The 12572-nt window shown below is 62.0% G+C and carries 11 protein-coding genes and 1 other RNA gene; 7 read left to right on the forward strand and 5 right to left on the reverse strand.

The annotated features are described in order from the left end of the window. Positions 1-140 precede the first annotated feature (140 nt). Positions 141-296, forward strand: a complete 156-nt coding sequence (locus tag ACE3P0_RS16675; RefSeq protein ID WP_374403860.1) for a hypothetical protein — start codon at positions 141-143, stop codon at positions 294-296. A 110-nt stretch (positions 297-406) separates the two neighbouring features. Further along, positions 407-973 (forward strand): GNAT family N-acetyltransferase, encoded by a 567-nt coding sequence (locus ACE3P0_RS16680; protein ID WP_374403861.1) that lies wholly within the window; start codon positions 407-409, stop codon positions 971-973. A gap of 489 nt (positions 974-1462) precedes the next feature. Here the strand turns inward: ACE3P0_RS16680 and ssrA are convergent. The 5 genes from ssrA to ACE3P0_RS16705 form a co-directional block, all read right to left on the reverse strand. Continuing rightward, positions 1463-1824: a transfer-messenger RNA gene (ssrA, locus tag ACE3P0_RS16685) on the reverse strand. A 54-nt stretch (positions 1825-1878) separates the two neighbouring features. After that, entirely contained in the window at positions 1879-2556 is a 678-nt protein-coding gene (gph, locus tag ACE3P0_RS16690; RefSeq protein WP_374403862.1) for a phosphoglycolate phosphatase, read from the reverse strand. After that, positions 2553-3269 (reverse strand): bifunctional 2-polyprenyl-6-hydroxyphenol methylase/3-demethylubiquinol 3-O-methyltransferase UbiG, encoded by a 717-nt coding sequence (gene ubiG / locus ACE3P0_RS16695; RefSeq protein ID WP_374403863.1) that lies wholly within the window; start codon positions 3267-3269, stop codon positions 2553-2555. The genes gph and ubiG overlap by 4 nt, the downstream gene beginning before the upstream one ends. Positions 3270-3373: 104 nt before the next feature. Continuing rightward, the gene (locus tag ACE3P0_RS16700; RefSeq protein WP_374403864.1) at positions 3374-4108 is read right to left on the reverse strand and encodes an OmpA family protein; all 735 of its coding nucleotides are present in this window, start codon (positions 4106-4108) and stop codon (positions 3374-3376) included. Positions 4109-4197: 89 nt separating this feature from the next. Next, the gene (locus ACE3P0_RS16705) at positions 4198-5535 is read right to left on the reverse strand and encodes a TRZ/ATZ family hydrolase (protein ID WP_374403865.1); all 1338 of its coding nucleotides are present in this window, start codon (positions 5533-5535) and stop codon (positions 4198-4200) included. A 213-nt stretch (positions 5536-5748) separates the two neighbouring features. Between ACE3P0_RS16705 and gyrA the strand changes: the two genes are divergently transcribed. From gyrA to ACE3P0_RS16730, 5 genes are read left to right on the forward strand one after another with little or no spacing between them, the layout of a single operon-like run. Beyond that, a complete protein-coding gene (gene gyrA, locus ACE3P0_RS16710) occupies positions 5749-8343 on the forward strand; it encodes a DNA gyrase subunit A (RefSeq protein ID WP_374403866.1) in 2595 nt (864 codons plus the stop codon). Further along, positions 8340-9452, forward strand: coding sequence for a 3-phosphoserine/phosphohydroxythreonine transaminase (gene serC / locus ACE3P0_RS16715; protein WP_374403867.1), 1113 nt, complete (start codon positions 8340-8342; stop codon positions 9450-9452). Before gyrA ends, serC begins: the two co-directional genes overlap by 4 nt. A 9-nt stretch (positions 9453-9461) precedes the next feature. Further along, on the forward strand, positions 9462-10529 hold the full coding sequence (pheA, locus tag ACE3P0_RS16720) for a prephenate dehydratase (protein WP_374403868.1): 1068 nt from the start codon (positions 9462-9464) through the stop codon (positions 10527-10529). A gap of 9 nt (positions 10530-10538) precedes the next feature. After that, entirely contained in the window at positions 10539-11645 is a 1107-nt protein-coding gene (gene hisC, locus ACE3P0_RS16725; protein ID WP_374403869.1) for a histidinol-phosphate transaminase, read from the forward strand. Further along, positions 11642-12520 (forward strand): prephenate dehydrogenase/arogenate dehydrogenase family protein, encoded by an 879-nt coding sequence (locus ACE3P0_RS16730; protein ID WP_172204340.1) that lies wholly within the window; start codon positions 11642-11644, stop codon positions 12518-12520. The genes hisC and ACE3P0_RS16730 overlap by 4 nt, the downstream gene beginning before the upstream one ends. Positions 12521-12572: the final 52 nt, after the last annotated feature.

Below are 12572 nucleotides of genomic sequence, written 5' to 3' on the forward strand. Positions count from 1 at the left end.
AACATGCCCACGCTGATCACTCCTGTTTCCCCCGCTCAGCTCAGAGCGGGACAGTGTCTCTACGTGGGTCAGTTTTCGGCGATCGCGGACCCTATAAGTGGGTCAGTTTTTGGTGATCCTCAACAGAGTGGACCGAGTCCGTGACCCGAGTGGCCGACACGCGAGTGCCGGATGAGGTCTGGGCGAGCGTGAGTCCGCACTTCTCTGCGACAGAAATGGTCGATCTGACCCTGCTGATCAATGCGATTAACGCGTGGAACCGCTTTGCCATCGCGTTCCGAAAACAACCCGGCTGAGGCCACGGCGCAGTTCAAACCGGGGGCTCGCCCCCCGGTTCCCAGCTGGAATCATGGGGCGCTGCATGTCGCAGTGCTGCACGGCATTGTCTGCGGAAGGAGCGGAACACATGCAAGCATTCACGAACGTCAGACTACTCACCGCGCGCCTGGAACTGCGACCGCTGTCCCTGGGTGATGCAGAACACCTCCTTGGCATCTATTCCGATCCGGAGTTCATGCGCTACTGGAGTTCGAAGCCATGGACGCATATCGATCAAGCCGTTGCGCTGATCGAAAATGACCGACGCGAGCTGGCCGCCGGTGAGCACCTGCGACTAGGCGTTTACTTGCGGAATCAAGGCAGGCTGATCGGCACGTGTTCTCTGTTCAACCTGAACGAAGGATGCCGGCGAGCCGAGATCGGATACGGCATCGCGCGAACGCACTGGCGTCGAGGCTACATGCTCGAGGCTGTCGGCGCCGTCATCAGCTTTGCGTTCTCCGAACTTCGTCTTCATCGCCTTGAAGCCGACATTGACCCCAGAAACGAGGGGTCTGCCCGCGGCCTGGAAAGATTGGGATTCATCCGCGAAGGCCTGTTGCGCGAGCGCTGGATCGTTGGTGAGGAGGTCTCCGACTCCGCACTGTATGGACTCCTCGATCGCGAGTGGTCGCCGGCGGCGCATCTGCGTTGATGGCAAGCGATTCCGTGGGTAGCCCAAGTCTAGCTTCCTAAGCTGCGCCGAATCCGCAGGCGAAAACGAAATGCCGTGCCAGTCGATGCCAACTCTGCGCGTGGAGCTTGGCTCCCCCGTTGTCCGATTGATGCAACGGCGGCCGCTGACGCGATCGATGTTCAGTTAGGGCCAGCTGCTGGCTTCTGCTGGCTTCTGCCGGCATCGTCACCCTCCGTTCGCATACCGGCGCCCTGCACGGCGGTATGTCGCTGCGTCTGGTGACGTTCTATGCGGCGCACCGAATGACTTCGCGAGCTCACCATGAAGCGGAGCGGTCGCCAGCGGCGCTCCTCGTCTTATCTGGAGGCTGAGTTGCGGCGGATCGTGGTACCCGCAAAGTTACCCCGGCTTGATCTCGGGTGAAGCGCTTTCGGGCCACCGAAAAAAAGAAAAACCCGCACAGCGGCGGGTTTTCAAGGTAATGCGAGACGGTGTGAAACTAAAAGCTGGTGGAGGCGGCGGGAATCGAACCCGCGTCCGAAAGCCCTCTACAACTGGATCTACATACTTAGTCGGCCTATTTTGATTTAACCCCGTACTTAGCCGGACGACAGGCCGGTACGAAGCGAGTCACCTTGGATTTAGTTCTGCGCCAAGTAACCCGACGCATCACGATTCCCTGTAAATGACACTGCTGCGGGTTGCCCCACCTGACCCAGAGACCAATCAGTGCAGTGGTCCAGCCTTAAGCGGCTAGAGCGAAACGCTCGTCGTTGGCGTTTGTGGTTTTCCAGATGGATTTACGAGGTGACTGGTCCTCGGTATGCACCAAGCTGCTTCGCGACCCCCGTCGAGACCAGGTCGCCCCCATGTTCTTGATATATGGTCCCGGCGCGCTATTTCAAGACGACCGGGGAAGGGCCTCATTGTACGTTGATGCCCAACACTACGTCCAATAAAGCTTCCGGCGTTGATGCGATGTGGTCGGCGCCCCATTCATGGATGGCTTCGCCATCCCCAAGGTAGCCCCACGCGGCCGCGATCGTCCGCATCCCGGCGGCGTGACCGGCTTGAATGTCACGCAGATCGTCGCCGACATAGATGCTGTGCTCAGTCGGAACGTTCGCACGCTCGCAGGCCATGATGAGCGGGGCAGGGTGGGGCTTCGGGTGGGCGGCGCTGTCACCGCTGATGACGCAGGCCGCGCGTTGAGCAAGCCCAAGAGCGTCGACCAGAGGTTCCGTGAAGCGGGCATGTTTGTTGGTCACGATGCCCCACTTGACGCGTTGCGACTCCAGCGCGTCAAGCACCGCGGCCATGCCATCGAACAATCGCGTGTGTTGGCAGATTCCCGCCGCGTAGTGTTTGAGTACCCGTTGGGCGAGCGTCTGATAGTCCGGGTCGTCCGGCCCGATGCCGAGACCGATACGGAGCAGGCCGCGGACACCTTGTGAAGTGACCGGGCGCGTTGCCGACATTGGAAGTGGTGCCAGCCCTTCTTCTTCGAGCACGCGATTGAGCGCAGCGCCGAGGTCGGGCGCGGTGTCAGCCAGTGTGCCGTCCAGGTCGAACAGCACGCAGCGTGTGGGCGTGCTGCTCATGCCGGCTTGCGACAGCGAACGAGGTAGTTGACGTCGGTGTCGCGACCGAGCGCATAGACCTTGGTGAGCGGGTTGTAAGTCATGCCAATGACTTCATCAACCTGCAGGCCCGCGTCGCGCGCAAAGCGGCCGAGTTCAGATGGCTTGATGAACCGGGCGTACTCGTGCGTACCGCGCGGCAACATACGGAGGATGTACTCCGCGCCGATCACGGCAAACAGATAGGACTTCGGGTTGCGGTTGAGTGTCGAGAAAAATACGTGGCCACCAGGCTTGGCCAGGCGCGCCGCCGCAGCCACGGTGCTCGCAGGATCGGGAACGTGCTCCAGCATTTCCATGCAGGTTACGACGTCGAACGACTCAGGCTCGGCAGCGGCGATGTCTTCGGCGGAAATCTTGCGGTAGTCGACGCTCTGGTTGCTCTCGAACAGGTGAAGGCGCGCAACGCCAAGCGCTTTGTCGGACAGGTCGACGCCGGTCACCAGAGCGCCACGGGCCGCCATACTCTCGGCAAGAATGCCGCCGCCGCAGCCGATGTCGATGACGCGTTTCCCTGCGAGACCGACGTTTGCGTCAATCCAGTCGAGACGAAGCGGATTGATCTGGTGCAGGGGTTTGAATTCGGACTCGGCATCCCACCAGCGATGCGCAAGCTCGCTGAATTTCTGAAGTTCGGCCGGATCGGCGTTCTGTTGTGTGGCAGTGGTATTCATGGTCCTGCTGCATTGGTGGCGGATAAGCGCGGCATTGTCCGGTGATCAGGGGCGAAAAAAAAGCCCTGCTCGCTAGAGCAGGGCTTTTCTGGGAAGTTCCCGGCTTATTGTTGCTTGGTGCCGATAACTTCGATTTCAACGCGGCGATCAGGTTGCAGGCACTCGACCAGCTTCTTGTTCTTGCCGCTTTCCGCGCCGAGGTTCTTACACTGCGAAACCGGCTGGGTCTTGCCCTTGCCTTCGGTGTAGACACGGTTCGGGTCGATCTGCTGGCCAACCAGGAATTCCTTGACCGCAGCAGCGCGGCGCTCGGACAGAGCCTGGTTGTACTTGTCGCCACCGAGGCGGTCGGTGTGACCCACTGCGATGATGACTTCGATCGACAGCGCCTTGGCCTTGTTCGCGAACTCGGTCAGCGTGGCCTTGCCTTCGTCGCGCAGAACGGCTTTGTCGTAGTCGAACAGAGCGTCAGCGGCGATTGTCACCTTCTCGGCTGCGGGCTTGGCACCCGGAACGACAGGCTTCTCTTCCTTCTTCGGCTCAACGACCGGCTTCGGCTCGCAGACTTCCTTCGGCAGCAGGTCCTTGTCACAGAAACAGCCAACCGGGAATTCGCTGCCTTCCACCATGGTGGTTGCGGCGAGTTCCTTGGTCCAGTAGCCGGTGCGCCAGCAAAGGCCGTTCGAGCTGCGAACGACAACGTTACGTGCGTCGATCGAGTACGGAAGGATCTTCGAGGTCGGGTTGATCTTGATTTCCTGCTGTTGCGCCATCGCAGCAGGCACCATGCCCAGAACGGCGGCAAAAGCCACCACCAGCTTCGTGTAACCGTGTTTCATATTCTCCTCGTTGCAAGGCAAGTGTTTTGCGAACCGTGATGGCCCGAGGTCCCCCGGCGCACCGTGTTGTATGAACGATACGCCCGAAATTATTGGCTGGAAGCCGATTCTTTAAGGAAAGTTTGCCACACGCGAACGCACTGCAGCAATTCCTTGTTGTGCTCCCACAACACTGTGTTGTCGCGGGTACGCGGCTTGCCATCGACCCACACGTGGGTGACGTGCTCCCTTCCGGCGGCGTAGACGATGTGGCTTGCCGGGCTGAAGCACGGGCTGCACTCCGGCGATGAAAGGGATACGGCGACCAAGTCGGCAGCCTTGCCGGCTACGATTGAGCCGATCTCGCCATCCATCCGCAGAGCTTCAGCGCCGGCCAGCGTGGCGCTACGTAGAGCGTCGTGCACATCGAAGGCCGCAGCGTCGCTGCTCGTGACTTTGGCAAGCAGGGCTGCGTGTCTCATCTCTTGAAACAGATCCAGTCGATTGTTGCTGGCTGCGCCATCGGTGCCGAGGCCGACGCGCAGGCCGCGCGCGAGCATCGCCCTGGTGGGTGCTACGCCGCTGGCAAGTTTCATGTTCGACGTGGGGCAGTGGGCAATGCTGCAATTGTGTGCCGCTAGCGTTTCGATTTCGTGTAGGTCGAGATGCACCGCATGGACTGCGATGAAATCGGTGTCTAGAAGGCCTAGCCGTTCCATGCGTGCCAACGGACGTTGTCCGTACCTCGCGATGCTGTCGTCAATTTCCTGGGCGGTTTCGTGCAGATGCATGTGCACCGGGCAACCCAGTTCATGCGCCAACTGGACGATGTGCTCGAAGCTGGTGTCTGACACGGTGTAAGGCGCGTGCGGTGCGAACGCGAAGCGCACCAATGGCTCATCACGCCAGCGGTCGCGCGCGGCCAAACCCTTGCGCAGGTAATCGTCGGCGTCGGATGCATAGCCAGTCGGAAATTCGATCACCGTCATGCCGATGACCGCGCGCATGCCGATCCGCGAGAACGCTTCTGCCGCCGCGTCGGGGTAGAAATACATGTCGTTGGCGCAGGTGATGCCACCGCGGAGCATTTCGATGGCGGCCAGCAGCGTGCCGTCTCGGACGAATTCGGCATTGGCGTGCTTTGCCTCGGCCGGCCAGATCGCTTCCTGTAGCCAGCGCATCAATGGCAAATCGTCAGCGATGCCCCGCATCAGAGTCATCGCGGCGTGGGTGTGAAGATTGACGAGGCCCGGAATCAGTACGTGGTCGGGCAGATCTTCCCGTTCAGCCGGGGCGAAACGGGTTTCAGCTTCTGCCCGAGGGCACACCGCGACGATGCGGCCGTTGCGTACTGCGACGGCATGATCCTCCAGTGTCACGGCATGCGGTTCGACCGGGATCATCCAGCGCGGCGTGATCAGCAGGTCTACGGGTTCGGCGGGGTGCATCGTCTGGCTCCATGGCCATGGCAGGGTGGCGCGATCTTAGCCAAGCCCGGCGGGGCTGACGAGCGTTTGCGAGGTGTTCGGAGGTGCCTGGCGAGGCGGTTTTTCGTGCGCCAGCGGTAGCTTAGGGTGGGGTTGCCGGACGTGCTAAAATCTTAAGCTTTTGGCAATTTGCCGTCTCTCCGGCCCAAAGCTGGACACTTCATCGCGCGACACATGGATTCCTTCGCCAAAGAAACGCTACCGATCAGCCTCGAAGACGAGATGCGGCATTCCTACCTCGATTACGCGATGAGCGTGATCGTGGGGCGTGCCCTGCCGGATGCCCGGGACGGCCTTAAGCCGGTTCACCGCCGCGTGCTCTTTGCGATGCACGAACTGGGCAACGACTGGAACAAGGCCTACAAGAAGTCGGCCCGTATCGTTGGCGACGTGATCGGTAAGTATCACCCGCACGGCGACCAATCGGTCTACGACACCATCGTCCGCATGGCGCAAGAATTTTCGCTGCGCTACATGCTTGTCGATGGCCAGGGTAACTTCGGTTCGATCGACGGCGACGGCGCCGCGGCGATGCGTTACACCGAAGTCCGGCTGTCGCGCATCGCGCACGAAATGCTGGCGGATATCGACAAGGAAACTGTCGATTTCGGCCCGAACTACGACAACTCCGAAAAAGAGCCGCTGCTGTTGCCGGCCCGCATCCCGAATCTGCTGATCAACGGCAGTAGCGGTATCGCGGTCGGTATGGCAACGAACATTCCGCCGCATAACCTCGGCGAAGTGATCGAGGCCTGCCACGCGCTGCTGGCCAATCCCGATATCGATATCGAGGATCTGATCAAGCTGGTGCCGGCGCCGGACTTCCCGACCGCGGCGCTGATCTATGGCCTGCACGGCGTGCATGAGGGCTATCGCACCGGCCGCGGCCGTGTCGTGATGCGCGCGCGCACGCACTTCGAGGACATGGAGAAGGGCAATCGCCAGGCGATCATCGTCGACGAAATCCCCTACCAGGTTAACAAGCGCACCCTGCTCGAGAAGATTGCCGAGCTGGTTAACGACAAGAAGATCGAAGGCATCAGCGAGATCCGCGACGAGTCCGACAAGGACGGCATGCGGATCGTGATCGAGCTCAAGCGCAACGAAATGCCGGAAGTCGTGCTGAACAACCTGTTCAAGCAGACCCAGCTGCAGGACAGCTTCGGCATGAACATGGTTGCGCTGGTCGATGGCCGCCCACGTCTGCTGAACCTCAAGCAGATGCTTGACTGCTTCCTGTCGCACCGCCGCGAAGTGGTGACGCGTCGTACCATTTTCGAACTGCGCAAGGCGCGCGAACGTGGCCATATCCTGGAAGGTCTTGCGGTTGCGCTGTCGAACGTCGACGAGATCATCGCGCTGATCAAAGCCGCGCCGACGCCGCCAGTCGCGAAGGTTGAGATCATGGCGCGCACCTGGCGTTCGCAACTGGTCGAAGACATGCTCGCCCGTGCCACCGCCGACTCCTTCCGCCCGGAAGGTCTGCTGCCGGAGTACGGCCTGTCGTCTCAGGGCTATCGCCTGTCGGACACGCAGGCGCAAGCGATCTTGGAAATGCGCCTGCAGCGCCTGACCGGGCTGGAGCAGGACAAGATCGTCAACGAGTACCGCGAGGTGATGGACCTGATCGCCGACCTGCTCGATATCCTCGCCAAGCCGGCGCGGGTGACGCAGATCATCGGCGACGAGCTCACCGCGATCCGCACCCAGTTCAGCGATCCGCGTCGTTCCGAGATCGTGCTGCATGCGGCCGACATCAACATCGAAGACCTGATCGCGCCGCAGGACATGGTCGTGACCCTGTCCCACACCGGCTACTTCAAGCGGCAGCCGCTCGCCGACTACCGTGCGCAGAAGCGCGGCGGGCGCGGCAAACAGGCTGCGTCAGTGAAGGAAGACGACTGGGTCGACCAGCTCTTCATTGCCAACACGCACGACCACATCCTGTGCTTCTCCAGCCGTGGCCGCCTGTACTGGTTGAAGGTCTATGAGGTGCCGGAAGGCAACCGCAATTCGCGCGGCAAGCCGATCGTCAATCTGTTCCCGCTGGTCGAAGGCGAGAAGATCACCGCGGTGTTGCCGGTCAAGGAATTTGACGAAGGCCACTTCATCTTCATGGCGACCTCGCAAGGCACCGTGAAGAAGACACCGCTGACTGATTTCGCCAACCCGCGCAAGGCCGGCATCATCGCCGTCGGCCTCGATGAAGGCGACTACCTGATCGGCGTTGCGATCACCGATGGCAACTCGCAGGTCATGCTGTTCTCAGATGCCGGCAAGGCAGTGCGTTTCGATGAGACCGATGTGCGCCCGATGGGTCGCACCGCGCGCGGTGTGCGCGGCATGATGCTGGAGGACGGCCAGTCCGTGATCTGCATGCTGGTGGCCAACGGCGAAACGCAGCATGTGCTGACCGCCACCGAGAACGGCTACGGCAAGCGCACGCCGATCGGCGATTACACCCTGCATGGTCGTGGCACCAAGGGCATGATCGCGATCCAGGGCTCGGAGCGCAACGGCAAGCTGGTGGGCGCCGTGTTGGTTGATCCGTCGGACGAAGTGATGCTGATCGCAGACAACGGCGTGCTGATCCGCACCCATGTCGACACGATTCGCGAAACCTCGCGTTCGGCGCAAGGCGTGACGCTGATCAACCTCGATGACGGTGCCAAGCTGGCAAGCATCGAGAAGATCATCGAGAGCGACGCCGCCGTCGATGGCGCCGAAGGCGAAGAGGGAGAAGCCGCCGATACCGGAGCCGCAGAATGACGCGCCCCTGGAACTTCGGCGCCGGCCCGGCGGCGCTGCCAGAGGCGGTGCTGCGTATCGCCGCCGAGGAGATGCTCGACTGGCATGGTTCCGGCATGTCCGTGATGGAGATGAGCCATCGCGGCAAGGAGTTCATGTCCATCATCGAGCAGGCCGAAGCGGATCTGCGTGCGCTGATGAGCATTCCGTCGAACTACAAGATTCTCTTCATGCAGGGTGGGGCGATTGCCGAGAACGCGATCATCCCGATGAACCTCGCCGGCAAGAATCCGAAGATCGATTTCATCGAAACCGGCTCATGGACCACCAAGTCGCTGAAAGAGGCGCGTCGCTACGGCGATGTGCACATTGCGGCATCCAGCCTCGATCCGGACGCGGCGCAGGGCAAGTACACCCGCATCCCGTCGTTCGATGAATGGCGTTTGCGCAGTGATGCGGCCTACCTGCACCTGTGCAGCAACGAGACCATCGACGGTGTTGAGTACTTCGACTGGCCCGACATGGCAGCGCTTGGCGCGCCAGACGTGCCGGTGGTTGCCGATGTGTCGTCGGACATCCTGTCGCGGCCGATGGATGTGTCGAAGTTCGGGCTGCTGTTCGGCGGCGCGCAGAAGAACATCGGCCCCTCCGGGTTGACGATCGTGATCGTGCGTGACGATCTGCTGGATCAGGCGCAGGCGGCATGCCCGTCGGCCTTCCAGTACAAGACCGTGGCCGAGAACGGTTCGATGTTCAATACGCCGCCGACCTACCCGATCTACATTGCCGGGCTGGTGTTCCAGTGGCTCAAGCAGCAGGGTGGGGTTGCGGCGATCGAGCAGCGCAATATCGCCAAGGCAAAGCTGCTGTACGACGCACTCGATGCAAGCCAGCTGTATGTCTGCCATGTCGACCCGGCCGTGCGCTCGCGCATGAACGTACCGTTCTTCCTGCGCGACGAATCGCTGAACGACGCGTTCCTTGCTGGCGCCAAAGCGCGCGGCCTGCTGCAACTCAAGGGCCATAAGTCGGTCGGCGGCATGCGCGCGTCGATCTACAACGCGATGCCGATCGAAGGTGTGCAGGCGCTGGTCGCTTACCTGCGCGAATTTGAACAAACCCGCGCCTGAGGGCTGTCCGTGAGCGAAGAAGAACTGTCCCGTCTGCGGGCCGATATCGACCGGCTCGATCGCGAAATCCTTGAACGCCTCGGTCAGCGCGCGGGTTGCGCCAAGAAGATTGGCGAGATCAAGCGCGGCCCGATCTATCGGCCGGAGCGCGAAGCGCAGGTGCTGCGCAAGATCGCAGATCTAAACCCCGGCCCGCTGTCCGGCGAGGCGGTTCAGCGCATCTTTCGCGAAATCATGTCGTGGTGTCTGGCGCTGGAACAGCCGCTGAAAGTGGCGTTCCTCGGCCCGGCCGGTACCTTCTCGGAGTCTGCCGCACGCAAGCATTTCGGTGGTGCCCCCGATTTTCAACCGCAAGGTACGATCGACGAGGTCTTCCATGCTGTCGAGTCGGGCGGCGTCGCTTACGGCATCGTCCCGGTCGAGAATTCGACCGAGGGGGCGGTGGGGCGTACGCTCGATCTGCTGCTCGCGAGTTCGGCCAGCATTTGCGGTGAAGTGAAGCTGCGCATCCGCCAGCACTTCCTGTCGCAAGCAGCGTCAATTACCGACGTCAAGCGCATCTACTCGCATTCGCAATCGCTCGCGCAATGTCAGGATTGGCTGGCGCGTCATGCCGCCGGTGTTGATCGGGTGCCGGTAGCCAGCAACGCCGAAGCGGCGCGCATGGCATCGACCGATCCCGAGTCGGCGGCGATTGCCGGCGAGGCGGCTGGTCAGCTGTATGGCCTGGGTTTCCTCGCATCTGATATCGAGGACGATCCGAACAACACCACCCGCTTCCTGGTCATCGGCAAACACGACGCCGGTCCTTCGGGTAAGGACAAAACCTCGCTGGTGTGCTCGGCGCCGAACCGCCCGGGGGCTGTGTTCTTCCTGCTCGAATCCTTCGCGAAGCACGGCGTCAGCATGACCAAGCTGGAGTCGCGTCCGTCACGAACCGGGCTGTGGGAATACGTGTTCTACATCGATGTCGAGGGTAATCGCGCTGATGACGCCGTCGCCAACGCGCTTGCCGATCTGCAGGACCGTGCCGCTTTCGTCAAGGTGCTGGGTAGCTACCCGGCCGCCGCGCTGTAAGGAATTCGCATGAGCAAAGTCGTTCAACGGGCGCCTGAGTACATCCGTTCCATCTCGCCTTACATCCCGGGCAAGCCGATTTCGGAACTGGCGCGCGAGATGGGCCTGCGCGAGCAGGACATCGTCAAGCTGGCCTCGAACGAAAACCCGCTGGGCGCAAGCCCGAAGGCGCTCGAAGCCGCGCAGCGCGCGATCTCGGAAATCCACCGCTACCCGGATGGCAACGGCTTCGAATTGCGCGCAGCGCTGGTGAAAAAATTCGGCGTTGCACCGGAGCAGATCGTGCTCGGCAACGGCTCGAACGATCTGCTCAACCTGTGTGCGGCGGCATACCTGAACCACGAAACCTCGGCGGTCTACTCGCAGCACGCTTTTGCGGTGTACCCGCTTGCAGTGAAGAGCGCCGGGGCGCAGGGCATTGAAGTCCCCGCGCGCGATTTCGGGCACGACCTGCCGGCCATGCTGGCAGCGATTCGCCCCGATACCCGTATCGTTTTCATCGCTAACCCGAACAACCCGACCGGCAATTTCCTGCCCGCGGCGGAGATCGAGGCCTTCCTGGATGCGGCGCCGGACGACGTGCTGGTCGTGCTCGACGAGGCCTACAACGAATACCTTGAGCCGGAGCAGCGCTACGACAGCGTCGCATGGCTCGAGAAGCATCCGAACCTCGTCATCACACGTACCTTCTCCAAAATCTACGGTCTGGGTGGGTTGCGTGTCGGCTACGGCCTGGCGCGCGCGGAGCTGGCCGATCTGCTCAATCGTGTTCGCGAACCCTTCAACGTCAATAACGTCGCCCTTGCGGCGGCTGCTGCGGCCTTGGGGGACGAAGCGTTCGTGGCGCGCAGTTATGCGGTCAACCGTGATGGCATGGCCCAGATCATTGCGGGCCTGACGGCGCTCGGGCTTGAGTACATCCCGTCCTCGGGCAACTTCCTGACATTCCGCGTCGGCGATGCAGCCACGATCAATCGCAAGCTGCTGGAGCAAGGGGTGATCGTGCGTCCGATCGCCAGCTACCAAATGCCTGAGTGGCTGCGCGTCACCATCGGCCTTCCGGCGGAGAACGAACGTTTCCTTGGTGCGTTGGCCAAGGCGCTAGGCCGCGCATGAAGCCCTTTGGTCGTGTCGTCATCTGCGGCGTTGGCCTGATTGGCGGCTCGTTTGCGCTCGCTTTGAAAGCGCGCGGCCTGGTGCGCGAGGTGGTGGGCATCGGCCGGACGACGGCGTCGCTGGAGCGCGCGCGCGAACTGGGCGTGATTGATCGTTTCGCCACGGATTGGGCGACCGCGCTCGACGGTGCTGAACTCGTGCTGCTGGCGATGCCGGTGGGACAGATGCTCGGCGTGATGCAGGCCATGGCGCCGCATCTCGGGCCCGATACTTTGGTCACCGATGCGGGCAGCACCAAGCGCGATGTGATCGAGGCGATCTACTCGAACCTCAAGTCTCATCTTGAGCAGGTGGTGCCGGCGCATCCGATCGCCGGGGCCGAGAAGAGTGGTCCGGATGCCGCGCGCGCGGACCTCTACGCGGGCCGCAAGGTCGTGATCACGCCGCTGTCCGAGAATCGCCCCGAGGCTGTGGCCCGCGTGCGCGAGGCCTGGGCTGCGACGGGCGCATCGCTACACGACATGTCGCCGCAGGAACACGATCGTGTGTTCGCTGCGGTAAGTCATCTGCCGCATTTGCTTGCCTTCGCGCTGGTCCATGAGATCGCGGGGCGTGCCAATGCGGAACAGCTCTTCGGATTCGCCGCCGGCGGCTTCCGCGACTTCACCCGGATCGCCAGCAGCCATCCGGAGATGTGGCGCGACATCAGTGTGGCCAACCGCCATGCGCTGCTGGCCGAACTCGACACCTACATCACCGAACTGGCCTGGATTCGGGCGCTGCTGTCGCAAGGCGACGGCGATTCGCTGCTGAAACTCTTCAGCGAAGCGCGCGACGCCCGCGAGGCATGGCTGGCCGGCCGTTTCGACGCCTGACGGGCTGCGCATGATTCCGCTGCCCCCGCCGATTTCGAAGCTGCAAGCTTTG

The sequence above is a fragment of the Niveibacterium sp. genome, assembly GCF_041909475.1.
Classification (GTDB): Bacteria; Pseudomonadota; Gammaproteobacteria; order Burkholderiales; family Rhodocyclaceae; genus Niveibacterium.